Origin of the sequence: Paraburkholderia sp. GAS348 (assembly GCF_050434205.1) — a bacterium.
Taxonomy (GTDB): Bacteria; Pseudomonadota; Gammaproteobacteria; order Burkholderiales; family Burkholderiaceae; genus Paraburkholderia.
The window spans coordinates 104,913-131,488 of the sequence record NZ_JBNPVT010000015.1 but is presented as its reverse complement, the minus strand read 5'-3'; the positions used below and the strand labels follow the sequence as shown (position 1 = coordinate 131,488).

Here is a 26,576-nt window from a genome sequence, read left to right as displayed (position 1 = left end):
AGGGCCCGCGGTTCGGGCCATTTGCGGCCTAAGCCCCATTTTCGGCATTAACCTACTGTGCTTCGTCAACTGACGCTCGATCTCGGCACACCGCCGCCATCGACATTCGACAATTTCTTCGCCGGCGCCAACGCCGAGCTGGTCACGCGGCTGCGCGAGCTCGACAACGCGCTCGCGGCCGGGCCAGTGGCCGATCGCACCTTCTACATCTGGGGCGAAGCCGGCAGCGGCCGCACGCATCTGCTGCAGGCGCTCGTCCACGAAGCGCCGCCGGGCCATGCGCGCTTTGCCGGTCCGCAGAGCAGCCTCGCCGCCTTCACGTTCGACCCGCGCGTCGCGCTGTATGCGATCGACGATTGCGACGGCCTGTCCGCGGCGCAGCAGATTGCCGTGTTCAATCTGTTCAACGAAGTGCGCGCGCACCCCACCAGCGCGCTTGTCGCCGCGGGCAATGCGCCGCCGATCGGCATGACGGTGCGCGAAGATCTGCGCACGCGCCTCGGCTGGGGCCTCGTGTTTCACCTCGCGCCGCTGCCGGACGAAGGCAAGGCCGCGGTTCTCAAACACGCGGCGCGCGAGCGCGGCATCATGCTTGCCGACGACGTGCCCGCCTACCTGCTTACGCATTTTCGCCGCGACATGCCGAGCCTGATGGCGTTGCTCGACGCGCTCGACCGCTTCTCGCTCGAACAGAAACGCGCGGTCACGCTACCGCTTCTACGCACCATGCTGGCCTCGCCCGAAGCCGATGACCGGCGCACAGCGCCCGCCTCATCTGCGTCACCCGCTGCGTCTCCCGCCGCTTCAAGTAAAATAGGCCCCCATGGCTAACCTCGCACTCTTCGACCTCGACCACACCCTCATTCCCACCGACAGCGACCATGAATGGGGCCGCTTCATGGTGAAACAAGGCATGGTCGACGCTGAAAACTTCGCCCGTGAAAACGACCGCTTTTTCGCCGACTACAAAGCCGGCAAGCTCGACATCCACGCTTATCTGATCGCCATGCTCACGCCGCTCGCGAAATACACGCGCGCTCAGCTTGCCGACCTTCACGCGCAGTACATGCATGAAGTGATCAAGCCGGCGATCTTCCCGGTCGCGCTGGAGCTGGTCAGGGAGCACCGTGAAGCCGGCGATCTCTGCTGCGTGGTCACCGCGACCAACGAATTCATCACCCGCCCGATCGCTCAGGCGTTCGGCGTCGATGCACTGATCGCCTGCGAAGCGGAAACCGTCGACGGCCAGCCGCATTCGCCGTACACCGGCCGCCCCACCGGCACGCCGAGCTACAAGGAAGGCAAGATCGTCCGTACCGAGGCGTGGCTGGCTTCGCTCGGCAAAACCTGGAGCGACTTCGAGCACAGCTATTTCTATAGCGACTCGCACAACGACATCCCGCTGCTCGACAAGGTCACCGATCCGATCGCGACCAATCCCGACGACACATTGCGCGCCCATGCGCAGGCCAAAGGCTGGCGCATCCTCGAACTCTTTCAACCCTCGTGATCAAAAAACTTATCCGCAAGCTATTCGGCCAGGACTCGGCGCCCGCTGACGACACCCCGCCCGCCGAAGCCGAAACAGACGAAGCCGGCGAGGCACCGGCACGCAACGCGTCCGGCGCCAGCAAAGCGCGTCGCAAACCGGCACGCCCAGCCGCCAAAGCCGTGCGGGACCCCGACGTGCCGGTCATCATTCCGCACGACGTGCATGGCATCGATCAGTCGCTGATCTCGAGGAACGCGATTCGCGTCACCGAGGGCCTGCAGGAAGCGGGGCATCGCGCGTTTATTGTCGGCGGTGCGGTGCGCGATCTGCTGCTCGGCATCAAGCCGAAAGACTTCGACGTCGCGACCGACGCCACGCCCGAACAGGTGCAGAAGCTGTTCCGCCGCGCCCGCATCATCGGCCGCCGGTTTCAGATCGTGCACGTGCAGTTCGGCCAGGAAATCATCGAAACCTCGACGTTCCGCGCGCTGGTCGATCCACCCGCGGCCGACGCAGCGCCGCCGCGCCGCCTGAAGCGCGACGAGCTCGACCGCCGCACCCATGCGGTGGACGCCAGCGGCCGCGTGCTGCGCGACAACGTCTGGGGCGAGCAGCACGAAGACGCCACGCGCCGCGACTTCACGATCAACGCGATGTACTACGATCCGGCCACGCAAACCGTGCTGGACTACCACAACGGCATGGCCGACATGCGCGCGCGTCTGTTGCGCATGATCGGCGACCCGGCCACGCGCTATCGCGAGGATCCGGTGCGCATGCTGCGCGTGGTGCGTTTTGCCGCCAAGCTCGAGTTCGAGATCGAAGACCAGACCCGTGCACCGATCGCCAAAATGGCCGATCTGATCAACAACGTGCCCGCCGCGCGTCTGTTCGACGAGATGCTCAAGCTGATGCTGTCGGGCCACGCGCTCGCCTGTTTGAAACGTCTGCGCCAGGAAGGCCTGCATCACGGTCTGCTGCCGTTGCTCGACGTGGTGCTGGAGCAGCCAATCGGCGAGAAATTCATCACGCTTGCGCTGACCAACACGGACGCCCGCGTACGCGCCGGCAAGCCGGTTTCGCCGGGCTTCCTGTTCGCCACGCTGCTGTGGCACGACGTCCAGACGCGCTGGCAACAATTTGAAGCGAACGGCGAATATCCGGTGCCGGCGCTGCATCGCGCGATGGACGAAGTCCTCGACATGCAAACCGAGAAGCTCGCGATCCACAAGCGCTTTTCGTCGGATATGCGCGAGATCTGGGGCCTGCAGCTGCGCCTCGAGAAACGCTCGGGCAGAAGCGCGCTGAAGCTGCTGGAACACCAAAGATTTAGAGCGGGGTATGATTTCCTCCTGTTGCGCTGCGAATCGGGCGAACTCGATGAGTCGGTCGGTGCGTGGTGGACGGAGTTCATTGAAGGAGACGTCGCTGCGCGTGAGACTTTGCTCACGCAAGGCGGGAAGGACCGGAGCCCCAGAAAACGACGGCGGCGCAGCAGTGGCGCCAGAACCCGCAAAGCGGGCGAGGGAATGGAGGGCGGTTCGCCAGAACGCACAGCCAACGACGCGGGCCACGACGGCTCGCACGATGACTGACACAGCGTCGGCGGTTGCCGTCGAACGATAGTCGCAGGAAGTTATGCCATGACGGTTGCTTATCTCGGCCTCGGCGCGAATCTCGGGGACGCGCGCCAGACCCTGAAAGACGCGGTGGTGTGCCTGGCCCAACAGCACACCATCACCGTGCTCGCCAAGTCGAGCCTGTATCGCACCGCCCCGATCGACGCGGGCGGCGACGATTATTTCAACTGCGTCGTGAAGGTCGATACGACGCTCCCCGTGCGTCATCTGCTCGCGCTGTGCCACAAGATCGAGCATCAGTTCGGCCGCGAGCGGCCGTTTCGCAACGCCCCGCGCACCCTCGATCTGGACATACTGCTGTTCGGCGATCAATCGATCGACGAAACCGATCTGATCGTGCCGCATCCACGTTTGATCGAACGCGCCTTTGTACTCGTGCCGCTCGTCGAGATCGACGCAGCGCTGATCATCCCGCGGCACGGCCGCGCCGAGGCGCTGCTTGACGGCGTGAGCAATCAACGCATCGAAAGGGTAAAGGGGGCCTGCCAGTGTTCAATGCTTAATGCATTGACTGCGGACGAGTCTGATTTGGACAAGGGCCGTTGCGAATGAATTCGCCGCCGCTCACCGTCACCGCGCCGCAACTACGGCCGCCCTTCGGCTATCTCGCGATCGAAGGGCCGATCGGCGTCGGCAAGACCTCGCTCGCGCGGCGGCTCGCACAGCGCTGGTCGATGCAGGAGCTGTTCGAGCGGCCACAAGACAATCCCTTTCTCGAACGTTTTTATCGCGACACCGCGCGTTATGCGCTGCCCGCGCAATTGCACTTCGCCTTGCAGCGCGCGCAGCAGGCCCAGAACGTGGTGGCCGCGCATGGGGCGGGCACACCGCTTATCGCCGATTTCATGACGCAGAAGAACGACATCTTCGCGCGTCTGACCCTGCAGGAAGACGAGTGGCAGCTTTATCGCGCCCTCGCCGCGCGACTCGACGTGAGCGCGCCGGCACCGGATTTCGTGGTCTATCTGCAAGCCAGTCCTGAAGTGCTGTTCGCGCGCATCCAGAAACGGGCCGTGCCAATGGAACTGCAGATTTCCGATGCCTATCTGCACGCGCTCTGCGACGCCTACAACGAGTTTTTTTATCACTACGACCAGACGCCCGTGCTGACGGTCAACGCTGAACATCTGAATCCGCTCGACTCGGACGCGGACCTTGCGCTACTCGCCGAACGCATCGAAACCATGCGTGGCCGCAAGGAATTCTTTGTCAAAGGCACGTCGCTTTAAGCGGCGCGCGCCTCTCTTTTTTCCAACGGATTTCCCCATGACCTATTTGCAGGAAGCGAGCCGGAACGCTATCACCGTGCCGAAACTGCAGGCGATGCGCGATGCAGGCGAAAGGATCGCCATGCTCACCTGTTACGACGCGAGCTTCGCCGCGCTGCTGGATCGCGCGGGCGTCGACGTTCTGTTGATCGGCGACTCGCTCGGCAATGTGCTGCAAGGCCAGACGACCACGCTGCCGGTGTCGCTCGCCGACATCGCGTATCACACGGCGAGCGTTGCGCGGGCGCGGCCCTCGGCGCTGGTGGTAGCCGACCTGCCGTTCGGAACATACGGCACGCCGGAGGACGCCTTCAGGAGTTCGGTGGAACTCATGCGCGCCGGCGCGCAGATGGTGAAGCTCGAGGGTGGTGAGTGGCTCGCGGACACGGTGCGCTTTCTGGTCGAACGGTCGATTCCGGTGTGCGCGCACGTCGGCCTCACGCCGCAATCGGTACATGCGTTCGGCGGCTTCAAGGTGCAGGGCAAGACCGACGCCGCCGCAAGCCAGGTACTGCGCGACTCGCTCGCCGTGCAGAACGCGGGTGCCCAGCTAATCGTGCTAGAAGCGATCCCGACGCTGCTCGGTAGTGAAGTCACGAAGCAATTGCGGATTCCGACGATCGGCATTGGCGCGGGCCTGGACTGTTCGGGTCAGGTGCTGGTACTACACGACATGCTGGGAATTTTCCCCGGCAAGCGGCCGCGCTTTGTGAAAGATTTCATGCAGGGGCAGCCGAACATCCAGGCTGCCGTAGAGGCGTATGTGCGTGCCGTGAAGGATGGCTCGTTCCCGGGGCCTGAGCACACGTTCTGAACACGCAGTCTGATATCGGATCGCGCCGTGCGGGCGCGGTCAGGCGTGTTTGTCCTGTTTTGCCCTCTTTTGCGTCCTATTTGGGACCCGTCTGATATCGCCCGAAAAGCGGGGCATCTATCTTCGTCTACCTTGCTGACGCGGCTCTGCCGCTTGCCGAAGAGAGATGACCATGAGCCCCTTTTGCCTGATCGACGTAGCGGGAATCCGCAACCACGCCTCCGCACCGCATGACGTGCGGGAATCCACATGGCTCGCAAGCCTGTCAGGATGGATGACCCGCGTGCTGCACGTTCGCCACAGTTAAGCCGGCGGGTGGCTCGCGGCGCTCAAAGCCGGCAGCGCGGATGCCTTGGCTTTTAAGCCCTTCAACTGCCTAGCCCCTTATCCTTCTTAGCCCAGGACGTGCGCCTGAACCGCGCCTCGCAGCGCGTTGCACACGAGAAGCGCTTCGGCATTCTGCACATCGACTCGAGTCAGCACGCGTTCAGCCGCGTGAAGGTTGATATCCTCCAGCAGCACGCCCCGCATGATCCCGGGCAGTAGGCCCGACGTTAATGGCGGCGTCCACCACCGGCCCCCCAGCTTCACAAACACATTCGACCGGCCGCCTTCGGTCAATTCGCCGCGCTCGTTAAAGAACAGCGTGTCGAAAGCACCCTTTGCTTCCGCTTCGCGCCAAGCGCGATCATAGTCCGCGCGACGTGTGGTTTTGTGCTGCAGCAGCGGATCATTGGCATCCGTCGCGGGGAACGCGTGGTCCGGCCCGAGCAGCACGCCGACGGTCGAGCCGGCCAGCGGCGTCAGCACCATCGCCGTTATTTGCACCGCGCCGTTTTTGCTCAACGCGAGGCGGATACGGTGCGGCGTTTGCGCTGGCAACGCCGCACATTTCTCCGCGATTTGCGCGCGAATATCGTTTTCATCGTCGAATTTGAAGCCTAGCGTCGCAGCACTCGCCGAGAGTCGCGCAAGATGGCGCAACAGATGGCGCACGCCCTCTTCCCGCGCCGCATACATCGTCTCGAAGAGCTCGAAACCCGGCTCCGCGCCGGTCAGAAAGCTGGCCTTCAATTGGCACTCCGCATATTCGTCGGCGGCGACGCTGTCGAGCACGATACCGGCGCCAACGCCCATCTTGCCTTGCAGTTCACCCGGCTGCCCGGTCGGGGTTAAGATCAATGTGCGAATCGCGACGGACAGGCAGAAGTCGCCGCAGGCGGTGTCGCTTATGGCCGTTGAAGGTGCATCGAGCCAGCCGATCGCGCCAGTGTAAAGACCGCGCGGCGTGCTTTCGAGCTCGTCGATCAATTGCATCGTGCGATGCTTCGGCGCACCGGTGATCGAGCCGCATGGAAACAGCGCGCGCATGATCTCGGCGAAAGACGTGCCGGCGTGCAACGTCGAATGCACCGTCGACGTCATCTGCCAGACCGACGCATACGGCTCGACCGAAAACAGCGCCGGCACATTGACCGAGCCCGTCTGCGCCACGCGTGACAGATCGTTGCGCAACAGATCGACAATCATCACGTTCTCGGCGCGATTCTTCGGGTCGTTTGCAAGGAACTCGGCGGCACGACGATCGGCTACGGGGTCGGCTGATCGCGGCGCCGTGCCTTTCATTGGCCGGGCGCGCAACATGGCGCCTTCCTTCTCGATGAACAATTCCGGCGAGCACGATAGCACCCACTTGTCGCCCGGCAACGCGATCAGCGCGCCGTACGGCACCGGCTGACGAGCCCGCAGCCGCCGATAAAGCGCGGTCGGCGAGCCGAATACGTCGAAACCAAGCCGATACGTGTAGTTGACCTGGTAAGAATCGCCTGCGCGCAGGGCGGCATGGATCGCGTCGATCGCTTCGTTGAATTGCTGTGGATCGACGCTCGCGCGCACGTTCGCCGTGCCCGCCACAGACGCCTCGGCCGCGCCGCCGTCGCGTTCCGCGAGCCACGCATCTACGTCGTCACGCGACAGTTTCTCGCAATGTTCAAACAATAAAAAACGCAGCGTGGCATCGCCACGCTGCGTTTCTTTCACTGCCCGGTGAGTTTGGCTGCCGTCGAGAAGGTGCCGGCCAAACTCGTAGTCGGCGAGCACGACGGCATGCAAACCACGCCGGGTGTCCGCGGCCACGGTCTTACACACGGCTTCGAGTTGCGCGGCGTCCGCGCAACTCCGTTCATGCACAAAACCCGTGTACAGACGACTCGAACGGCGCGCCGCCGTCGCGCCGCAATCGTCGAGCAACGCGAAAACTGCGTCGCGCTCATCTGCCGTCATGCTTACCGCCAAATCAAACCGCTATTAATCGAAGAAGCTCTTCACCCGATCGAACCAGCTCTTGCTCTGCGGGCTATGTCGCGCGCCGCCTTCCACGAGCGCCTTTTCGAATTGCTGAAGCAATTCGCGCTGCGGCTCGGTGAGCTTGACCGGCGTTTCGACTTGCACGTGCACGTACAGATCGCCGGCAATGCTCGAACGCAGCCCCTTGATACCCTTGCCACGCAGACGGAAGGTCTTGCCCGACTGCGTGCCTTCCGGCACCGTGAAGCTCGCGCGGCCCGCCAGGGTCGGCACTTCGATTTCGCCGCCGAGCGCCGCCGTGGTGAACGGAATCGGCATCTGGCAGTGCAGGTCGTCGCCGTCGCGTTCGAACACCGAGTGTTGCTTGATGTGAATCTCGACGTACAGATCGCCCGACGGACCGCCGTTGATACCCGGCTCACCGTTGCCGGCCGAGCGGATGCGCATGCCGTCGTCGATACCTGCCGGGATCTTCACTTCCAGCGTCTTGGTTTCCTTCACCTTGCCCGCGCCGTGGCAGTGGCCGCACGGGTCAGGGATATGGGTGCCCGAGCCGTGGCACTTCGGGCAGGTCTGCTGGATGCTGAAAAAGCCTTGCGACATCCGCACCGAACCCGAACCGCTACAGGTCGGGCAGGTTTCCGGCTTGGTGCCGGGCTTGGCGCCCGAACCGTGACAGATTTCGCACGACACCCAGCTCGGCACGCGAATTTGCGTGTCGTAGCCGTGCGCGGCCTGTTCCAGCGTGATTTCCATGCTGTAGCGCAAATCGGCGCCGCGATACACCTGCGGGCCCGCACGGCCGCCGCCGCCGCGGGCGGCACCGCCGGCCGCCTGACCGAAGATGTCGCCGAAGATATCGCCGAACGCATCGGCAAAACCGCCGAAGCCTTGCGCACCGGCTCCGCCCATGTTCGGATCGACGCCCGCGTGGCCGTACTGATCGTACGCGGCACGCTTTTGCGAGTCCGACAGCATTTCATAGGCTTCCTTCACCTCTTTGAAATGCTCTTCCGCATCCTTGTTGCCGGGATTGCGGTCGGGGTGGTGCTTCATCGCAAGCTTGCGATAAGCCTTCTTGATTTCGTCGTCGCTCGCGTTCTTTGCGACGCCCAGAACCTCGTAGTAATCCCGTTTCGCCATATCGGTTCAACGCCACTCGCGCAATGCGACGCGGTGGCTCCTCTTGAATGCTGGAGTCTTGCGACTCGTCCGGCCGCTGTTTCCCGCCGCTTTCACGCGACTCAAAACAACGCCCTCCATAAAACAAATGTGCCCGGAGAGCCCAAAAAGGCTCACCAGGCGCGATAACCGCTTTGCAGGTTCATGCACCCGGACGGGAGCAAACCGTTTTGCAGCCAGGCCGCACACATCGCTGTGTGCGGCTTTACGGTCAAATTGCGACCTGGCTTTAGTCTTTCTTCACTTCCTTGAACTCGGCGTCGACCACGTCGTCCTGCTGCTGGCTCGCGCCACCAGTCGAAGCACCCGCGTCTGCCGCGCCCGCAGCCGCTGCTTCCGCACCTTGCGCAGCCTGCATGTCGGCGTACATCTTCTCGCCCATCTTCTGCGAGGCCGTGGCCACCACTTCGATCTTGGCTTCGATGGCAGCCTTGTCGCTCGAACCGCTCTTCAGCGTTTCTTCGAGGTCCTTCAGCGCGGTTTCGATCGCTTCCTTCTCGCCCGCTTCCAGCTTGTCGCCGTATTCGGTGAGCGCCTTCTTCGTGCTGTGGACCAGCGCGTCGCCCTGGTTGCGGGCATCGGCCAACTCACGCAGCTTGTGATCTTCTTCCGCGTTCGCTTCGGCGTCCTTCACCATCTTCTCGATTTCGGCTTCGGACAGACCCGAGTTCGCCTTGATCGTGATGCGGTTTTCCTTGCCGGTCGCCTTGTCTTTCGCGCCGACGTGCAGAATGCCGTTCGCGTCGATGTCGAAGCTCACTTCGATCTGCGGCGTGCCGCGCGGTGCCGGCGGAATGCCTTCGAGGTTGAACTCGCCCAGCAGCTTGTTGCCCGCTGCCATTTCGCGTTCGCCCTGGAACACCTTGATCGTCACGGCGCCCTGATTGTCGTCAGCCGTCGAGTAGACCTGTGCGTGCTTGGTCGGGATCGTGGTGTTCTTGTTGATCATCTTCGTCATCACGCCGCCGAGCGTTTCGATGCCGAGCGACAACGGGGTCACGTCGAGCAGCAGAACGTCCGTGCGGTCACCCGACAGAACCTGGCCTTGAATCGCGGCGCCAACGGCCACGGCTTCGTCCGGGTTCACGTCACGGCGCGGATCCTTGCCGAAGAACTCCTTAACCTTTTCCTGCACCTTCGGCATACGGGTCATACCGCCGACCAGAATCACGTCGTCGATTTCGCCGACCTTCACGCCCGCGTCCTTGATCGCCGTGCGGCACGGTTCGATGGTGCGCTCGATCAGTTCTTCAACCAGCGCTTCCAGCTTCGCACGCGTGATTTTCAGGTTCAAGTGCTTCGGACCCGACGCGTCGGCCGTGATGTACGGCAAGTTGATTTCGGTTTGCTGGCTCGACGACAGCTCGATCTTCGCCTTTTCAGCCGATTCCTTCAGGCGTTGCAGCGCGAGCACGTCTTTCGACAGGTCGACGCCTTGTTCCTTCTTGAACTCGCCGATGATGTAATCGATGATGCGTTGGTCGAAGTCTTCACCGCCAAGGAACGTATCGCCGTTCGTGGACAGCACTTCGAACTGCATTTCACCGTCGACGTCAGCGATTTCGATGATCGACACGTCGAACGTACCGCCGCCCAGGTCATACACCGCAATCTTGCGGTCGCCCTTTTCGGCCTTGTCCAGACCGAATGCCAGAGCAGCTGCGGTCGGTTCGTTGATGATCCGCTTCACTTCCAGACCGGCGATGCGGCCTGCGTCTTTGGTCGCCTGGCGCTGGCTGTCGTTGAAGTACGCGGGAACCGTAATCACCGCTTCGGTGACCGGCTCGCCGAGGTAGTCTTCAGCGGTCTTCTTCATCTTGCGCAGCACTTCCGCCGAGATTTGCGGCGGGGCCAGCTTGTCGTCGCGCACCTGAACCCATGCGTCGCCGTTGTCGGCCTTCATGATCTTGTACGGCATCAGACCGATGTCTTTCTGCACTTCTTTTTCTTCGAAGCGGCGGCCGATCAGGCGCTTGACAGCGTACAGCGTGTTCTTCGGGTTCGTGACCGACTGACGCTTAGCCGGCGCGCCGACGAGAATTTCGCCGTCTTCCATGTAAGCGATGATCGACGGCGTGGTGCGCGCACCTTCCGAGTTCTCGATCACTTTGACCGAATTGCCTTCCATGATCGCCACGCACGAGTTGGTCGTGCCGAGGTCGATACCGATGATTTTGCCCATTTTTACTAATCTCCTGACTTTGATCGCTGCGGGAATCGCCGTTTTTGCCCATCTGGCGGTACGGCGATCCGCTCTCAATTCCTACCTGCACTCAACATAAGTGCGTCCGCATCGTTTTCAAGACCTCTTTTACGATGCGGTCTTTAATTTTTTTCAATCAGCCGAACTTTTGCCGCTTTTTTTACCATTTGCCGCGCTGCCGACCGCGTTGACCGCGTTGACCGCCCGGATCTTTTCCCGCGCGGCCGCGGCCGCGACCGCCGCCTCGAACTGTCCAAGGCCCTGCCAGCCGGTTGCCCGGCCGAGGCGCTTGCCTCGGTAAAATAAGAACCGGGTGGGCACGCCGTGAGGCATGAAACGCCGGCCGGGTTCGCGATGCTCGTTGACGTTGCTGTGAAACCATCTGAAACCGAGCGCACGAATCGCGTCCGGCTGCGCCGACGTTGCCTTCTTGACGATCTCGCAGTTGAAGCAGTCCAGCCCCCGGAAAAACACCACGGCCAACCATCACCGGCCTGCGCCAGCCCGGCGTCGAATGACTCGGCGCCGAACTCCCGCATGCAGAAGACGGCGAACGCAGTAGCGTCGACAGGAATGCTGGCCATGACAGTGCCTGTCAGGCGGAACGGCTGATAATCGGCCTGCGACGCGGCCTTTGATGCTTACTTCGGCGCCGCGACGGTCACGAGGGCCGGGCGCAGCACGCGGTCGGCGATCACAAAACCCTTTTGCAGCACAGCAACGACGGTGTTCGGTTCCTGATCGGCCGGCACCATCGAAATAGCCTGGTGACGGTGCGGGTCGAACTTCTCGCCAACCGGGTTCAGGGCGACGACGCGGCCCTTCTCCAGCGCGCCGGAGAGCTGGCGCAGCGTAAGTTCGACGCCCTCACGGACCTTTTGCAGGTCGTCGGACGAGTGGGCAACCGCGGCTTCGAGGCTGTCGACCACCGGCAGCAAATGCTCCGCGAAGCTTTCGATCGCGAACTTGTGGGCCTTGGCGACATCTTCCTGGGCGCGGCGGCGCACGTTCTCAGTCTCAGCCTTCGCTCGCAGGAAGCTTTCCTGCAGCTCGACGATCTTCGCTTCCGCTTCGGCCAATGCGGCTTGCGCGCCGGTTGCTGGCGCTTCAGGAGCAGCGTTTGCAGCCGCGTCCTGCTGGGGTGCTGCGGCCTCGGCGGCCTGGCGCGCGGTTTCGTCGGCGGGCGTGGGATTCTGGCTCGTCGGGTTCTCTTGCGTGTTTTCCATGTCGCTGAAAGTCGTTAAAAAGTTAAAGCTAACGGTGGCGGCAACGCGTCAAAGTCAGCGCAATTTGTGCGTTGCATAATTGCGACAGACAACTTGGTGCACCACTTGGCGCACTAACGCGCATCGAAACGGCAGATGGGGCCGGAAAGACCCATTTCAAGCGCCTCTCCCGGAACTTTTCGCACCGTGGACGTGCGGCGGAAATGCCCGGTTACAACCATTATTGCGTCGCAATCAGATTGAGATTGAGTGCGCCCGACAAGTGGCCTATGCTCCAATAAAGCGTCGGAAAAGACACGTTAACCCTAATCTAACGTAAGCCTTACCGGCATTTTTTAATTCCACCTGATTCGCCTGTTTCCGTCCTGAATCTTCCCAAGGGGAGTACCGTGAAACTGACCTTTGCAATATCGGTGGTCGCATTGGTACTGATCGCGGGCACCACGACCATCTGCATGTCCGGGGCCGTCAACGATCACACCACCGAGTACGGCGGCGTGCATGCGACGATGGAACAGTTGTTCAATCCCCACCTGAAAGTTTGTCGATAGTGCGCCGGTCGCGCTTGGTCGGCCTGCCGTGCAACGCCGCGGCCGGTTCGCGGTACGTCTTGCGCCGCTCCTGCTCGACCTGCCGCTTCACCTTGCTCTCTTCGGTTTCCGCATAAAGCGTCTGGGCGACGCTGGCCGGGCCACGTACGTCGCACACGCCCAGCACTTCCACCTGCCACACAATCCGCTCGATCTCGACCTCGACCAGGTCGCCGACGCGTACATCCTTGGCCGGCTTGATGCTGGCGCCGCCGATCCGCACATGCCCTTTGTCGACGGCATCTGTCGCGAGCGAGCGGGTCTTGAAGAAGCGCGCCGCCCAAAGCCATTTGTCGATGCGCAGCTTCGCGCCCGGTTCAGTTGAAATCCTGTAATTCATAAGCCTGCTTAAGCCCCGGTCGTGTGCGGCACCGGCACCGCTTGCACGGGCCAGCCCTGCAGATTCTGCGCGACGATTTCACCTAGCGCGGCGATCCACGGCTGCGAGGCGTTCACACAGGGAATCCGATGAAACTCCTTGCCGCCCGCTTGCAGGAACTCGCCGCGCACCTCCATGCCGATTTCTTCAATCGTTTCAAGGCAATCGGCGATGAAGCCCGGACAGAAAACGTCGGCGCGCCGCACGCCCGCTGAGCCCAATTCCTTCAGCGTGGGGGCGGTGTACGGCTGCAGCCATTCGGCCTTGCCGAAGCGAGACTGAAACGTGATGCGGCATTCCACCTGCGTCAATCCGAGCGCCTGCGTCAACAATGCACCGGTCTGCTGGCATTGCTCGTGGTATGGATCGCCGAGATCCATCGTGCGCTTGGGCACGCCGTGAAAACTCAGCACCAGCTTGTCGCCCGCCGCGAAATCCGGCCGGCCATGCTGATGCCAATAGTGATGCACCTGAGCAGCGAGCGCGGCGATATACGCCGGATGATCGGCGTACTGGCGCACCGTGCGGACTTCCGGCTGATTGCGCATGCGTTTGAGGGCCGAAAAGGCGTCGTCGAAGGCCGTGGCCGTGGTTGACGACGAGTACTGCGGATACATTGGCATCAGCAGCACGCGCTCGGCGCCCGCCAGCTTCAGCTGGTTCAGCATGGCCGGAATGCCGGGCGTGCCGTAGCGCATGGCGTAGTCGACCAGCACCGTGTAGTCGTTCAATTGCAGCAGATGGCGCAAACCCTCTACCTGCTTCTCCGTGAAGACACGCAGCGGCGAGCCTTCCGGCATCCACACGGCCGCGTACTTCTTCGCTGACGCACGGCTGCGGGACGGCAAAATCAACACCCGCAGGATCACCTGCCAGAGCAGCGCCGGAATTTCGACCACCCGAGGATCGGACAGGAACTGCGCAAGATAGCGACGGACCGCACGCGGCGTCGGCGCGTCGGGCGTGCCGAGATTGATCAGCAGCACGGCGACACGGTGTGACGTGGCGTTCTGTGAAGGCCGCTCGAGGTCGAAGCGCATAGGCAACAGAGATAACCGCTTTAGGCGGCACGTCGGTTCAGGTGGAATTCATTATAGCGGCGCGGTCCATTGCGAGGTCCGCCATGGACCCCTGGCCATTCGGCCAATTGGCAAGCCGCGCGCCGTCGCGCATCATTTGCAGCATGAGGTGCTACAGTCGGCAGTGGCCGGTAGTTACTGCCGGTTACTGCTGACTAAGCGTGAGGGAAAGCAGCCGCGCGGTGATGTCGACAATCGGAATCACGCGGTTGTAGGCCATGCGGGTTGGCCCGATCACGCCGAGCGTGCCGACAATCTTGCCGTTCACCTCGTAAGGCGCGGTCACCACGCTCATTTCCTCGATCGGCACGAGATTCGACTCGCCGCCGATGAAAATCTGCACGCCCGCGGCGTGACTCGACACGTCGAGCAACTGAAGGAGACTGGTCTTTTGGTCGAACACATCGAACAGCTTGCGCAAGCGCGCCATGTCCGACGACAGGTCGGCGACTTCGAGCAGGTTGCGCTCGCCGGAAATCAGCACGTGTTCACCGGTGTCGGTTTCATCCGTGCTGGCCGTGACCGCGGCATGCATCAGCGTGGTCATATCGCCGCGCAATTCGTCGATTTCTTCGCGCAGACGGCGGCGCACGTCGTCGAACGAGAGGCCCGCGAAGTGCGCATTGATGTAATTGGAGGCCTCCACCAGTTGCGACGGCGAAAAGTCCCGCTGGGTCGCCATGATGCGGTTCTGCACGTCGCCCTCAGGCGTCACGATGATCAGCAGAATGCGCTTGTCCGACAGGCGCATGAATTCGATCTGCTTGAACACGTGGCTGCGGCGCGGCGTAAGCACCACACCGGCGAACTGCGAGAGGTTGGACAGCACGCTGGCCGCCGCGGCGACGATTTTCTGCGGTTCACCCGCCTGCAGCGTAGTTTTGACGGTGCGCATCACCGCTTCTTCGTCCGCGGCGGATTCCACCGTCAGCATGGTATCGACGAACAGCCGGTAGCCACGCGGCGTCGGAATGCGACCCGCCGAAGTATGCGGACTGATCACGAGCCCCAGGTCCTCGAGATCGGACATCACGTTGCGGATCGTCGCCGGACTCAGTTCGAGGCCGGAATAGCGCGACAACGTGCGCGAGCCGACCGGCTGACCTTCGGCGATGTAGCGCTCGATCAGCGTTTTGAGGAGGGTTTGTGCGCGGGGATCTAGCATGACGGAAAATTTTAGCTTAATGACGCGTCTACAGCGAGCGCTAACGGCGGCAACCCCTGACTATCGCGCCACCGATTGGCGGGGCGGCGCATGTCATCAAGATTTCACCATTCTAACGATAATCGCCCAATGCGCTGGCAGCCCGCTTGCGCAGGCCTGCTACCGGGTCTGTCTGCGGTTTTTTTCAGGCCCTACCTATGGTGTAATGCCGGCATGCAAGTGACCAGCCAGTTCAAGACCGTCGCGCTCGTCGGGCGCAACAATACGCCGGGTATCGGCGAGCCACTGACCGAACTCGCCTCGTGCATCGCGAGGCGCGGCTTCGAGGTCGTGTTCGAAGCCGACACCGCCGCCGAAATCGGCATCACCGAGTATCCGGCGCTGCGTCCCGCCGAGATCGGCGCGCGTGCCGACGTAGCCGTGGTGCTGGGCGGCGACGGCACGATGCTGGGCATCGGCCGCCAGCTTGCGCCCTACCGCACGCCGTTGATCGGCATCAACCACGGGCGGCTCGGTTTCATTACCGACATCCCGATCTCCGACATGCGCGAGATCGTGCCGCAAATGCTCTCCGGAAACTTCGAGCGCGAAGAGCGCATGCTGCTTGAAGCGCGGATCATGCGCGGTGGCAATCCGATCTATCACGCGCTTGCCTTCAACGACGTGGTGGTCAACCGTAGCGGCTTCTCGGGGATGGCGGAGCTGCATGTCTCGGTGGACGGCCGCTTCATGTACAACCAGCGCTCGGACGGCCTGATCGTCGCCACGCCCACGGGCTCGACCGCCTACGCGCTGTCCTCGCAGGGGCCGATCCTGCACCCGCAGTTACAAGGCATCGTGCTGGTGCCGATCGCGCCGCATGCGCTGTCGAACCGGCCCATCGTGCTGCCGGACGACTCGAAGGTGAGCATCCAGATCGTCTCGGGCCGCGAAGTGAACGTCAATTTCGACATGCAGTCGTTCACCTCGCTGGAACTGAGCGACACGATCGAAGTCCGCCGCTCGCGCCATACGGTGCCGATGCTGCACCCGGTCGGCTACAGTCACTACACCACGCTGCGCAAGAAGCTGCACTGGAACGAATACCCGTCGCACGAAGAAGATACCAAGCCCTGAGCGGCCGGAACGCCGGAACACTGGAACGCCGGAAGGCCGCTCCCCCCGAACGCGAACGCCGCCACTGCCGAACCCTGAATATCAAGCTCATCAGACGACCTCCATGCTTCGCCACCTCTCGATACGCGACTTCGTCATCGTCGCCGCGCTCGATCTCGAATTCGACAGCGGCTTTACCGTTTTTTCAGGCGAAACCGGCGCCGGCAAGTCGATCCTGATCGACGCGCTGGCCCTCGCGCTCGGCGCCCGCGCCGATGCAAGCGTGGTGCGCACCGGCGAGAGCCGCGCCGACATCACTGCGGAGTTCGAGACGCATGCGCAAGTCGAGCAATGGCTCGACGAGCAGGCGCTCGGCACGCCCGCCGACGACGGCCATCATGGCGGCACCGTGATGCTGCGTCGCGTGGTGGATGCGAACGGCCGCTCGCGGGCATTCATCAACGGCACGGCGGCGACGCTCGCGCAGTTGCGCGAAGTCGGCGAGATGTTAGTGGACATTCACGGGCAGCATGCGCACCAGTTGCTGATGCGCCCGGAGGCGCAACGCGAGCTGTTCGACACCCATGCCGGCCTCACGGAAGCCGCAGCAACCGTCACGCGTGCATGGCGGTCGTGGCGCGAAAAGGTTCAGGCCGTCGAGCATGCCCAAACGCGCGACCGCGAACTGCAGCTGGAGCGCGAGCGGCTCGCCTGGCAGCTCGCCGAACTGGACAAACTTTCGCCGCAAGCGGGCGAATGGGAAGAGGTCAACACCGAGCACCGGCGCCTGTCGCATTCAGCCAATCTGATCGACGGCGTTCAAGGTGTGCTCGGCGCGCTGTCCGAATCAGACGAGGCGATGATCACGCATCTCGCCTCGATCGTCTCGAAGGTGCGCGACCTGGCTGAGATCGACCCGGCGCTGAACGACGTGCTGGCGGCGCTGGAGCCGGCCGAGATCCAGTTGCAGGAAGCGGCCTATTCGCTCAGCCACTACGCGCAGAAGCTCGAACTGGATCCCGACCGGCTCGCCCAGGTCGAAAAGCGTCTCGACGCGCTGCACTCGGCCGCACGCAAGTTCCGCTTGCAGCCGGAGACACTGCCGGTAGAACACGAAGCGCGTCGCGCGCAACTTGCTGCCCTCGACGCCGCAGCCGATCTCGACAGCCTGCACGCCGCGGAAGCCAAAGCCAAAGAAGCCTTCCTGACCGAAGCGAAAAAACTGTCGAAGGCGCGCGCCAAGGCCGGCAAGGCCTTGGGCGCCGCAGTGACCACCGGCATGCAGGAACTGTCAATGAAAGGCGGCAGCTTCGAAGTGGCGCTGGTGCAGTTGCCGGAAGGCGGCGCACACGGGCTCGAGCAGATCGAATTCCGCGTCGCCGGCCATGCCGGCGTGCCGCTGCGGCCGCTCGCGAAGGTTGCTTCAGGTGGCGAACTGGCGCGGATCAGTCTTGCATTGGCTGTCATTGCGAGCGCCGCGAGCCCGACACCGACCCTGATCTTCGACGAAGTGGATACGGGGATCGGCGGCGGCGTCGCTGAAGTGGTTGGACGGCTGCTGCATCAACTGGGGCAAGCACGTCAGGTGCTGTGCGTCACGCACTTGCCGCAGGTCGCCGCGCGCGGCGACCATCATTTCCAGGTGGCGAAGTCGGGCAACGGCAAAGGCGGCACGGTCAGCAGCGTGACCTCGCTCGACCGCGCGAGCCGTGTCGAAGAAGTCGCGCGGATGCTCGGCGGGCTCGAGATCACCGCCACCACCCGCAAGCACGCGAAGGAAATGCTGGCGGCCTAGGAACTCGGGCTGGGAATCATCTCGGCTCTCTGCGAATGCAACGCAAGATCGGCGGCCAGCGCGACTTGCGCAACGTCTCCCGCCTCTGACACCTGACACCTGGCGCCTTCAGCCGCAGCCAAACACCCGCTCCCAAAGCCCCAACACCGCCTCACACTCAGTCACCACCAGCGCCGGATCGACCCGCGCCTTTTCCATCCCATCCAGCCGCAGCTGGTGCTGCAACTTCCGGTAAACCCGATAAGCCGCACCGACCGTCTCCGCTTCCTCCTCACTCATCAAGCCAAACCGTGACACCTCACGCAGCAATGCGATGTTGCCGGTATTGCGGATCAGTTCAGGATCGCTCGCCGCATGCAGGAGCACCCAGTACTGCACGGTGAATTCGATATCGACCATGCCGCCGCGGTCGTGCTTCAGGTCGAACAGCGCCGTATGGTTCGGATGCCCCGCCTCGACGCGCTCGCGCATCTCGACGATTTCCTTCGCGAGCGGCGCGGCTTCGCGCGGCGTGGTCAGCACCTGTTCGCGGATCTGCTCGAATTTCGCGCCAATTTCGGCATCGCCCGCGCAATAGCGCGCGCGGCTCAAGGCCTGATGCTCCCACACCCACGCCGTATTGGCGGCATCGCCTTCGCGCAGTTGATAACGGCGGAACGCGTCCAGATCGGTGACGAGCAGGCCCGACTCGCCGTTCGGCCGCAGCCGCAGATCGACATCGAACAAGGTACCCGCGCCGGTCGCCGTCGTCAGCCAGGTGATGAGGCGGCGGGTGTAGGTGGCGTAGACGTCGGCGGCGGCATCGTCCGGATCGTCGTAGAGGAAAATGACGTCGAGGTCGGACGCGTAACCGAGCTCCTTGCCGCCCAGCTTGCCGTACGCGATCACCGCAAACTTCGGCACCTCGCGGTGGCGTTTGGCCAATTGGTTCCAGACGGCTTCGAGCGTGACGTCGAGCACGGCGTCGGCGAGTTCGGACAGACGGTCGCTCACATGCTCGACACTCAGCCTGCCGGCGAGATCGATCAGCAGGATACGGAACACCTCGGCCTGGTGCGCGTGGCGCAGCAGATCCATCTGTTGCTCGACGCCGTCCGCTGCGGCCAGACGCAAACGCAGGGTGCGCTTGAATTCCGGCCAGTCGAACGGACTGTCCATCGCCTCGTCATCGAGGAGCTCGTCGAGCAATTGCGGGTGGCGAATCAGATAGCCGGCGGCCCAGCGCGAACCGCCCAGCACCGACAGCACCCGATGCAGCGCCTGCGGGTATTCCGTCAGCAGCGCAAGGTACGCGCCGCGCCGGCTCACGGCTTCGAGCAGGTCGAAGAAACGCGCGACCGTATCGCCGCGCCGTTCGGGCGGCTCCAACGTACGCGCGGCTTCCAGCGCCCGCTGCGCGACGATGTCGAAGCGTTGCCGGCTACGCTCGGCGAGCCCCGCGTAACGCGACGACTGCCATATCCCGCGCAAGCGCGCCAGCAGCTCGCCCGGCTCGGGCACGCCCAGTTCGATCAGGCGCGCGCCAAGCGCTTCGTCAGCGCTGTCGTCGGCCAGCGCGCTGCTCCAGACCCACGCCGCCGCGCCGTCTTCCGGTGCGCCGCAGCCGTCGCGGCCACTCACCTTGTCGGCGAAAATCTGGTCGAACTGCTGTTCGACGAACTCGCGGTGCGCGTCGAGCTTGAGCATCAGCGCGGCATAGTCGTCGCAACCCATGGCGCGCGCGAGCGCCGCACGCTCCTCGGGATCGACCGGCATCGCGTGGGTTTGCGCGTCGTTGCGGTATTGCAGGCGGTGTTCGAGTTCGCGCAGGAAGCGGTAAGCCTGTGAAAGCTTCACGCAGACCGAGGTATCGAGCAGCCCGTGCGTGGCCGCATGCCGCAACACGGCGAGCGTCGGACGCACCCGGAAACCGGCATCCTGGCCGCCCCGGATCAGCTGAAATACCTGCGCGCTGAATTCGATTTCGCGAATGCCGCCGCGGCCCAGCTTGATGTCGTCAGCCTTGTCGGGCCGCATCGAGGCGCGCCGCTGCGCTTCCTGGCGAATCTGCAAATGCAGCGCACGAATCGCGCTGATCACGCCGAAGTCGAGATAACGTCGATAGACGAACGGCGTGACGATCGCGTCGAGCTGCTTCTGCAGCCGCTCTGCCGCCTCGCTCGCGCCTTCGGACACGAGCCGCCCCTTGATCCACGCATAGCGCTCCCACTCGCGGCCCTGCACGTAGAAATACTCTTCGAGCATGCCGAGACTGCACACGAGCGGCCCCGAATCGCCGTTCGGCCGCAAACGCATATCGACCCGGAATACGTAACCATCGGCGGTCACCTCGGCCAGCGCGCCGATCAGGCGCTTTCCCAGACGCGTAAAAAAGTCTTGCGTCGCGATTGGCGAACGCTGACCGCCCGCAGTCTCGCCGTCTTCTTCATAGACGAAGATCAGGTCGATATCCGACGACACGTTCAACTCGCGCCCGCCCAGCTTGCCCATCCCGACCACGCCGAGCGCGAGCCGCTCGCCCAGCGGTCCCCGTGGTTCGCCGTAAAGCGTTTCGAGTTCGGCGGACACGACCGCCAAGGCACGCTGGATCGACGTCTCCGCCAGATCGGTCATCGCGCCGGTGACCTCGGCGACATCCGCCTCGCCTGCCAGATCGCGCTCCATCACGGCGCAAAATACCTCCGTGCGCAACTGGCGCAAGGCCCGTTTGAGTGCATCCTCACTCAACGGGCCGCCTCGCGCGCCGGCTGCCTCGGCGCACAGCGCGTCGAAGCGCGCGTCGATCCGTTCGCGTGTGAGGGGCGCGGACGCGAGCGCCGCCACCTGCGCCACGATTTGCGGACGGGCCGCTGCGGCACGCGCCGCGTAGTGTGAATAGCTGGAACTCAGGAGAGTGGCATCAGTCATCAAGGGTCTGGCTCGCTCGTTGCTTGATCAGCGTGGTTCAGTTTGCTGCAACACACGGTTCCAGGCGGGCCCAAGCGCGGCCCGGCGGCCTCGCGCAAGTCGCGAGACGGCATGCAGAAAGGGTTTGCCGGAGGCCCGCCGACGCTTTCTCGTGTGTTACATTTCGTCGTTAATTCGCAAAACTACCATACGCCCACCCGCTGCAGCATGTCCGAGCGAAACGAATCCGCCGACCCGCACGAAACCAGGCAGGTCCGGCCCGCGAGCGGAAGCGCCCATGTGGTGCTGCATCGGACGTCCCATGTGGTGATGGCGCTCGCACTCGCCTTCTATTTCATTGCAGCGGGTCTTTTTCTCGGTTTGCGTTACGTCCTGTTGCCGCATATCGACTCGTTCCGGCCGCGCATTGAAGCCGCCGTCTCCGAGAATCTGCACACCCAGTTCACCATCGGCAAGCTGGCGCCGCATTGGAGCGGCTTTCAGCCGGGCCTCGACGTCACCGATATCGTCATTCGCGACCCTGAAGGCAAAGCGGCGCTGACCATTCCGCACGCCACCGCCGCGCTCTCGTGGAAGTCGCTCTGGCAGTTCCATCCCGCGCTTTCCAGCCTGATCGTCGATCAACCCGACGTGCTAGTGTCGCGCAGCAGCGACGGCGTGATCTCGGTGGCGGGCGTGCCGGTGCCGACCCGGCACAGCGGCAACGACACCCTGTCCACGTGGCTGCTGCGCCAGCAGGCGATCGTGGTGCGCGGCGGCGTGCTGCGCTGGCGCGATGCCCAGCATGACGCGCCGGAGCTCGCCCTGCACGACATCCGGATCGCGATTCTCAACGAGGGCTACGATCACCGGCTCGCATTGCAAGCGCCCGCCGACGGCCATGTCCTGCACGGGCCGATCGACTTCCGCACGCATTTCAAACACGCCCGGCTCTCCGCGATCGGCAAGCCGGTCAACTGGGCCGGAGGGGTCTATATATCGACCGGTCCGGTCGATCTGCCGACCCTTGCGCGCTACATCAATTTTCCGATCGAGATGTTCGCCGGCCGCATCGACAATGCGATCTGGGCCGACTTCGCCGATGGCCATATGAAGTCGGCGAGCGGGAAACTGGCCGGCACGGATGTCGCGATGCGGGTCCGCCCGACCCAGCCCAAGCTGGTCGTGCCGATCGCCAATTTCTCGTGGCGTCTCGAGGCCGACCAGGGCGACTACACACTGCAACTGATCGACTTGCACGCCGAACTCGGCCAGCCGCCGCTCGACGACGGTACGCCGCTCACCCGCACTCTCGCGCTCTCCACGCTGGACGGCCGCTACCGGACCGCCTCGCTGCAGCACGGGCAACTCGTCAGCGTCAGCGGCGACCGCGTCGACCTGGGCATCCTCGCGGAATTCAGCCGGGCGCTGCCGTTGCCGGGCCCCTTGCTGAACAGTCTGGTGCGCTTCAATCCGCGCGGCATGGTGTCGAACTATGTGATCGAAGTCGAACGCGGCAAACCCGAATCCGGCGAAGCGGGCAGCGACCACCGGCCAAGCGGCGCCGAGCCGATCGAGCGCTATCGTTTCAAGGGCGACCTGCAAGGCATCAGCTTCGCCGCGCAGGAACCGCCGCCGGGGCTCACCCCGCTGAATCACCCGCGCGCGGGCATTCCCGGTATCGAAAACCTGTGGGGCAGGGTCGACGCCGACGAAAACCACGGCACCGCGACGCTCGACACCTCCAACGTCGCGATTACGCTGCCGGGCGTGTTCGACGACCCGCGCCTGACACTCGACCGTCTGCACGGCCGGGCAGACTGGACCATCACACCCAAGGCGCCGGGCGAAAATCACCGTGCCTTTACCGTCAAGCTGGCCGACTTCGGCATCTCGAACGCGGACGCTGACGCCACCGCCACCGCCGATTACAGCAACCCAGGCCATGGGCGCGGCACGCTCGACCTGAAGGCCGACTTCCAGCGCGCGCAGGTTACGCGCATCGTCCGCTATCTGCCGACCAGCATCGGCGAAAAGCTGCGCATTTACCTGGGCCATGGGCTGCAAGCCGGCATATCGCGCGGCGCGACGATCGAAATACACGGCGATCTGACCAAATTCCCCTACTCCCGCGCCCCGGAGGCCGGGATCTTCCATATCGTCGCGCCGTTCAAGGGCGGCAAGTTCGACCCTTCGCCGTACCCGCCGCGCAGGATGAAGAACGGCACACCGAACGTGTGGCCGCCGCTGGATGGCATCGACGGCGTGTTCGAACTCAAAGAGAACGTGCTGCGCTTCGATATCGACCGCGCCCATTACAAGCGGGTCGCTTTAAACAAGGTGAACGGCAGGATCGACGACCTCGGCACCAAGGCGTCGGACCTCGTCATCACGGGCAACGGCCGCGGACCGCTTGCTGACATGCTCGACTACGTCGATGAAAGCTCGCTTGGCCCCATGTCCAAACATGCGGCCGAGAAAGTGCGCGCCGAAGGGCCCGCCGCGCTGGCGCTCAAACTGACCGTGCCGCGCACGCCGAAGCCGCATATCGGCGTGGAAGGCGCGGTGGGCTTCCAGAGCAATCGCCTGACGGTCGATAACGTGCCACCGCTGTCGCAACTGAACGGCAAGGTGCGCTTTACCGAGCATACGGCGCAGCTCGACCGGCTCTCGGGCCAGTTCCTCGGCGGCGACGTGCATGCGAATGGCGGCCTGAAGCAGGACGGCACGTATGCACTCGAGCTTGGCGGCCACATCGCCGTCGATGCCGCGCGCGACCTGAATCTGCATGGCCCGGCCGCCCAGGTGCTGACGCGCATGAGCGGCAGCGCGCCCTACGCGCTCAACGTGCGCGGCGCCAAGGGGCGCTTGCCGGAGGTCACGGCGAACTCCGATCTGACCGGGCTTGCGCTCGACTTCCCCGCGCCGTTCGACAAACCGGTCGGCACGCCGATGCCGTTGCACTTCGCGGTCGGCCCGTCCACCGACGCGAGCGAAGCGGGTCTGGAACGCGCCGACCTCACCTTCGGCCCGATCACCGCCGCCTACCTGCTGCGCTACCAGCCGAAAACGCCGCCGACGGTCGTGAGCGGCGCAATCGGCGTCAACAAGCCCGCCGACTTGCCGTCCGACGGCGTGATCGCCGCCGTCGACGTCGAAAGCTTCGACGCCGACGCCTGGCGCGCGCTCGTCACGCAGATGCGCAACAAGGAAGCGCCAACTGCCGCGTCCGCCGCCGCCATTGCGCCGGCTGCGCCGAATCCGACCCTCGCGCAATTCCTGCCGAGCCGCTTCGCGGTGCACGTCGGCACGCTGACGCTGCTCAAGCGGCACTGGGACAGCGTGATCGTCGGCGCGTCGCATGCGGACCGCAAATGGCAGGCCAACATTGCGTCGAACCAGGTGTCCGGCCACGTTTCCTGGCTGCCGGGCGCCAATAAGGAATCGCCGGGCACGCTGCAGGCGCGCTTTGCCCGTGTGGTGATTCCGTCTGCCACGGATAAGGATCTGCTCGGCCAGGCCATGTTGGCGCCGGCGCAGAACATGCCGTCCATCGATCTGGTGGTCGACGAGTTGATCTTTCGCGATCGCAACATAGGCCGGCTCGAAGTCGACGCGCACAACTTCGAAGAAGACGGCGTGCCAGTCTGGCAACTCGACAAGTTCGACATCGCCAACCCCGCAGCCACGCTGACCGCCACCGCGAACTGGCGCACGTCGACGGGCCTCGGCAACACCGCCGACGAGACGACGCCGCGCCGCACCGTGTTCGATTTCAAACTCGACATCAAGGACGCCGGCGCGCTGCTGGAGCGCCTTGGCCAGCCGCACACGATCAAGGCCGGCAACGGCACGCTGTCGGGCAAGGTCGTCTGGCGCGGCGGTCCGGCCGCCATCGACTACCCGACGCTCAACGGCAATCTGGCCGTCGATCTGCGCCATGGACAGATTCTCAAGGTCGACCCGGGCGTCGCGAAACTGCTCGGCGTGCTCAGCCTGCAAAGCCTCGCGCGCTTCGCCACGCTCAATTTCCGCGACGTGATCGGCGAGGGGCTGCCGTTCGAACGCGTCACCGGCACGGGCCAGATCCACAATGGCATTGGCCGCACCGAGAACTTCGAGATGGTGACGGCGCCGGCCCGCGCTGAAATGAAGGGCTCGGTGGATCTGGCACAGGAAACCCAGGATCTGCACGTGCAGATCGTGCCGACCGTCAGCGCCGGCGCCGCGGTGATCGCCGCGACCGTGGTCAATCCGCTCCTCGGGCTCGGCGCACTGGTGGCCGATCTGGCGTTCAGCAAATCGGTCTCCTCGGCGTTTGCACGCGAGTACGCGATCACCGGTTCGTGGTCGAAACCGCACATCGAGCGGGTGAAGAGCGATCGCGGTAAGATGGACGCTCCGGCTTCGACCGTGGAAGCGCACTGAGCCCGATCCGATCCTCTGTTGGATCAGAAGAGCGCCGTGCCGCGCCACAGGCCCCAGCCAGCCTTAAACGACGTATGCGGCGCCAGCGGTTCGCGCCGCCGCCTTGCCGGGAGTTTTTCGAAACGCTCATGAGCGAAACACACGTCTCTCCATCTTCGTCCACCGCCTCGCCCATTGCGACGTCCAGCGGGTCTTCCGACAGCGCCTTCCGCGTGGCCGCGCTGCAAATGGTGAGCACGCCGGATCGCGAACGCAATCTGGCCGAAGCGGAACGCCTGATCGCCGAAGCCGCCGCCGACGGCGCGCAACTCGTCCAGCTGCCTGAGTACTTCTGTTTCATGGGCTTCAAGGACACGGACAAGCTCGCCGTGCGCGAGCCCTACCAGGACGGCCCGATCCAGCGCTTTCTCGCCGATGCCGCGCGCCGCCACAAGGTGTGGGTGATCGGCGGCACCTTGCCGTTGATGTCGCAGGAACCGGCCCGCGTGCTGAACACCACGCTGGTGTTCGACCCGCAAGGCAACGAGGCCGCGCGCTACGACAAGATCCATCTGTTCAACTTCGAAAAGGGCGAAGATTCGTTCGACGAGGCACGCACCATCTGCCCCGGCGGCGAAGTCCGCACCTTCGAGGCGCCGTTCGGCCGGGTCGGCCTGTCGGTCTGCTACGATCTGCGCTTTCCGGAGCTGTACCGGCGCATGGGCGACTGCGCGCTGATCGTGGTGCCGTCGGCATTCACTTACACCACCGGCCGCGCGCATTGGGAGATGCTGCTACGCGCCCGGGCGGTCGAAAACCAGTGTTACGTACTGGCTGCCGCGCAAGGCGGCAAACATGAAAACGGCCGCCGGACATGGGGTCACAGCATGCTGATCGACCCGTGGGGCGAAATCGTCGCGGTGCGCGACGAAGGCGCCGGCGTGGTGGCCGGCAATCTCGAGCGTGCGCGCATCGACGAAGTGCGGCAGAGCCTGCCCGCCTGGCGTCACCGCGTACTGAGTTGCTGATGCGTTCCCTGACATTGAAA

20 protein-coding genes and 1 pseudogene are annotated in these 26,576 nt (G+C 63.9%); 12 read left to right on the top strand and 9 right to left on the bottom strand.

The features are described 5' to 3' along the window. The first annotated feature begins 57 nt into the window (after positions 1 to 57). From hda to P3T22_RS23195, 7 genes are all read left to right on the top strand, one after another. Positions 58 to 831, top strand: a complete 774-nt coding sequence (gene hda, locus P3T22_RS23225) for a DnaA regulatory inactivator Hda (RefSeq protein WP_063494839.1) — start codon at positions 58 to 60, stop codon at positions 829 to 831. After that, a complete protein-coding gene (locus P3T22_RS23220) occupies positions 824 to 1,510 on the top strand; it encodes an HAD family hydrolase (protein ID WP_074285363.1) in 687 nt (228 codons plus the stop codon). The genes hda and P3T22_RS23220 overlap by 8 nt, the downstream gene beginning before the upstream one ends. Then, a complete protein-coding gene (pcnB, locus tag P3T22_RS23215) occupies positions 1,507 to 3,087 on the top strand; it encodes a polynucleotide adenylyltransferase PcnB (protein ID WP_429326243.1) in 1,581 nt (526 codons plus the stop codon). Before P3T22_RS23220 ends, pcnB begins: the two co-directional genes overlap by 4 nt. Before the next feature lie 48 nt (positions 3,088 to 3,135). Beyond that, entirely contained in the window at positions 3,136 to 3,684 is a 549-nt protein-coding gene (gene folK, locus P3T22_RS23210) for a 2-amino-4-hydroxy-6-hydroxymethyldihydropteridine diphosphokinase (protein WP_063494836.1), read from the top strand. Beyond that, the gene (locus P3T22_RS23205) at positions 3,681 to 4,361 is read left to right on the top strand and encodes a deoxynucleoside kinase (protein ID WP_063494835.1); all 681 of its coding nucleotides are present in this window, start codon (positions 3,681 to 3,683) and stop codon (positions 4,359 to 4,361) included. The genes folK and P3T22_RS23205 overlap by 4 nt, the downstream gene beginning before the upstream one ends. 37 nt (positions 4,362 to 4,398) lie before the next feature. Beyond that, positions 4,399 to 5,214 (top strand): 3-methyl-2-oxobutanoate hydroxymethyltransferase, encoded by an 816-nt coding sequence (panB, locus tag P3T22_RS23200; protein WP_429326242.1) that lies wholly within the window; start codon positions 4,399 to 4,401, stop codon positions 5,212 to 5,214. Positions 5,215 to 5,386: 172 nt separating this feature from the next. Continuing rightward, entirely contained in the window at positions 5,387 to 5,521 is a 135-nt protein-coding gene (locus tag P3T22_RS23195) for a hypothetical protein (RefSeq protein ID WP_429326241.1), read from the top strand. A gap of 86 nt (positions 5,522 to 5,607) precedes the next feature. On the opposite strand, the gene pabB is transcribed toward P3T22_RS23195, so the two are convergent. From pabB to grpE, 5 genes and pseudogenes are all read right to left on the bottom strand, one after another. Then, complete coding sequence (pabB, locus tag P3T22_RS23190; RefSeq protein ID WP_429326240.1) at positions 5,608 to 7,497, bottom strand: aminodeoxychorismate synthase component I; 1,890 nt, start codon at positions 7,495 to 7,497, stop codon at positions 5,608 to 5,610. A 24-nt stretch (positions 7,498 to 7,521) separates the two neighbouring features. After that, the gene (dnaJ, locus tag P3T22_RS23185) at positions 7,522 to 8,664 is read right to left on the bottom strand and encodes a molecular chaperone DnaJ (RefSeq protein WP_063494832.1); all 1,143 of its coding nucleotides are present in this window, start codon (positions 8,662 to 8,664) and stop codon (positions 7,522 to 7,524) included. 268 nt (positions 8,665 to 8,932) lie between these two features. Then, on the bottom strand, positions 8,933 to 10,885 hold the full coding sequence (dnaK, locus tag P3T22_RS23180) for a molecular chaperone DnaK (RefSeq protein ID WP_063494831.1): 1,953 nt from the start codon (positions 10,883 to 10,885) through the stop codon (positions 8,933 to 8,935). Between the two features lie 153 nt (positions 10,886 to 11,038). Further along, positions 11,039 to 11,490, bottom strand: a pseudogene (locus tag P3T22_RS23175) (thioredoxin family protein). Between the two features lie 57 nt (positions 11,491 to 11,547). Further along, positions 11,548 to 12,132 (bottom strand): nucleotide exchange factor GrpE, encoded by a 585-nt coding sequence (gene grpE / locus P3T22_RS23170; protein WP_063494830.1) that lies wholly within the window; start codon positions 12,130 to 12,132, stop codon positions 11,548 to 11,550. 389 nt (positions 12,133 to 12,521) lie between these two features. Here grpE and P3T22_RS23165 point away from each other — a divergent pair, with 389 nt between their 5' ends. Further along, positions 12,522 to 12,683 (top strand): hypothetical protein, encoded by a 162-nt coding sequence (locus P3T22_RS23165; protein ID WP_012431795.1) that lies wholly within the window; start codon positions 12,522 to 12,524, stop codon positions 12,681 to 12,683. Here P3T22_RS23165 and P3T22_RS23160 read toward each other — a convergent pair. From P3T22_RS23160 to hrcA, 3 genes are all read right to left on the bottom strand, one after another. After that, on the bottom strand, positions 12,655 to 13,062 hold the full coding sequence (locus P3T22_RS23160) for an RNA-binding S4 domain-containing protein (RefSeq protein ID WP_063494829.1): 408 nt from the start codon (positions 13,060 to 13,062) through the stop codon (positions 12,655 to 12,657). The two genes, P3T22_RS23165 and P3T22_RS23160, sit on opposite strands and share 29 nt — an antisense overlap. Before the next feature lie 8 nt (positions 13,063 to 13,070). Continuing rightward, positions 13,071 to 14,141, bottom strand: coding sequence for a ferrochelatase (hemH, locus tag P3T22_RS23155; protein WP_429326239.1), 1,071 nt, complete (start codon positions 14,139 to 14,141; stop codon positions 13,071 to 13,073). 184 nt (positions 14,142 to 14,325) lie between these two features. After that, positions 14,326 to 15,345: a heat-inducible transcriptional repressor HrcA gene (gene hrcA, locus P3T22_RS23150; RefSeq protein WP_429326238.1), complete on the bottom strand. Its 1,020-nt coding sequence runs from the start codon at positions 15,343 to 15,345 to the stop codon at positions 14,326 to 14,328. Between the two features lie 213 nt (positions 15,346 to 15,558). On the opposite strand from hrcA, the gene P3T22_RS23145 reads away from it, so the two are divergent. Next, entirely contained in the window at positions 15,559 to 16,461 is a 903-nt protein-coding gene (locus tag P3T22_RS23145; RefSeq protein WP_429326237.1) for an NAD kinase, read from the top strand. A 103-nt stretch (positions 16,462 to 16,564) separates the two neighbouring features. Then, positions 16,565 to 18,235 carry a DNA repair protein RecN gene (gene recN / locus P3T22_RS23140; RefSeq protein ID WP_063494825.1) on the top strand — a complete coding sequence of 557 codons (1,671 nt, stop codon included), beginning with the start codon at positions 16,565 to 16,567 and terminating at the stop codon, positions 18,233 to 18,235. A gap of 108 nt (positions 18,236 to 18,343) precedes the next feature. Here recN and glnE read toward each other — a convergent pair whose 3' ends face one another. Continuing rightward, positions 18,344 to 21,142: a bifunctional [glutamate--ammonia ligase]-adenylyl-L-tyrosine phosphorylase/[glutamate--ammonia-ligase] adenylyltransferase gene (gene glnE / locus P3T22_RS23135; protein ID WP_429326236.1), complete on the bottom strand. Its 2,799-nt coding sequence runs from the start codon at positions 21,140 to 21,142 to the stop codon at positions 18,344 to 18,346. Between the two features lie 207 nt (positions 21,143 to 21,349). Here glnE and P3T22_RS23130 point away from each other — a divergent pair, with 207 nt between their 5' ends. Beyond that, a complete protein-coding gene (locus P3T22_RS23130) occupies positions 21,350 to 25,549 on the top strand; it encodes a YhdP family protein (RefSeq protein WP_429326235.1) in 4,200 nt (1,399 codons plus the stop codon). A gap of 128 nt (positions 25,550 to 25,677) precedes the next feature. Beyond that, positions 25,678 to 26,556 carry a carbon-nitrogen hydrolase family protein gene (locus P3T22_RS23125; protein ID WP_082855144.1) on the top strand — a complete coding sequence of 293 codons (879 nt, stop codon included), beginning with the start codon at positions 25,678 to 25,680 and terminating at the stop codon, positions 26,554 to 26,556. Positions 26,557 to 26,576: the final 20 nt, after the last annotated feature.

What these genes read in the sequence shown, in the direction of transcription:
- P3T22_RS23220 (WP_074285363.1), top strand. Translation starts at nt 824, where the DNA reads ATGGCTAACCTCGCACTCTTCGACCTCGACCACACCCTCATTCCCACC.
- folK (WP_063494836.1), top strand. Translation starts at nt 3,136, where the DNA reads ATGACGGTTGCTTATCTCGGCCTCGGCGCGAATCTCGGGGACGCGCGC.
- P3T22_RS23205 (WP_063494835.1), top strand. Translation starts at nt 3,681, where the DNA reads ATGAATTCGCCGCCGCTCACCGTCACCGCGCCGCAACTACGGCCGCCC.
- panB (WP_429326242.1), top strand. Translation starts at nt 4,399, where the DNA reads ATGACCTATTTGCAGGAAGCGAGCCGGAACGCTATCACCGTGCCGAAA.
- P3T22_RS23195 (WP_429326241.1), top strand. Translation starts at nt 5,387, where the DNA reads ATGAGCCCCTTTTGCCTGATCGACGTAGCGGGAATCCGCAACCACGCC.
- pabB (WP_429326240.1), bottom strand. Translation starts at nt 7,497, where the DNA reads ATGACGGCAGATGAGCGCGACGCAGTTTTCGCGTTGCTCGACGATTGC.
- dnaJ (WP_063494832.1), bottom strand. Translation starts at nt 8,664, where the DNA reads ATGGCGAAACGGGATTACTACGAGGTTCTGGGCGTCGCAAAGAACGCG.
- dnaK (WP_063494831.1), bottom strand. Translation starts at nt 10,885, where the DNA reads ATGGGCAAAATCATCGGTATCGACCTCGGCACGACCAACTCGTGCGTG.
- grpE (WP_063494830.1), bottom strand. Translation starts at nt 12,132, where the DNA reads ATGGAAAACACGCAAGAGAACCCGACGAGCCAGAATCCCACGCCCGCC.
- P3T22_RS23160 (WP_063494829.1), bottom strand. Translation starts at nt 13,062, where the DNA reads ATGAATTACAGGATTTCAACTGAACCGGGCGCGAAGCTGCGCATCGAC.
- hemH (WP_429326239.1), bottom strand. Translation starts at nt 14,141, where the DNA reads ATGCGCTTCGACCTCGAGCGGCCTTCACAGAACGCCACGTCACACCGT.
- hrcA (WP_429326238.1), bottom strand. Translation starts at nt 15,345, where the DNA reads ATGCTAGATCCCCGCGCACAAACCCTCCTCAAAACGCTGATCGAGCGC.
- P3T22_RS23145 (WP_429326237.1), top strand. Translation starts at nt 15,559, where the DNA reads ATGCAAGTGACCAGCCAGTTCAAGACCGTCGCGCTCGTCGGGCGCAAC.
- recN (WP_063494825.1), top strand. Translation starts at nt 16,565, where the DNA reads ATGCTTCGCCACCTCTCGATACGCGACTTCGTCATCGTCGCCGCGCTC.
- glnE (WP_429326236.1), bottom strand. Translation starts at nt 21,142, where the DNA reads ATGACTGATGCCACTCTCCTGAGTTCCAGCTATTCACACTACGCGGCG.
- P3T22_RS23130 (WP_429326235.1), top strand. Translation starts at nt 21,350, where the DNA reads ATGTCCGAGCGAAACGAATCCGCCGACCCGCACGAAACCAGGCAGGTC.
- P3T22_RS23125 (WP_082855144.1), top strand. Translation starts at nt 25,678, where the DNA reads ATGAGCGAAACACACGTCTCTCCATCTTCGTCCACCGCCTCGCCCATT.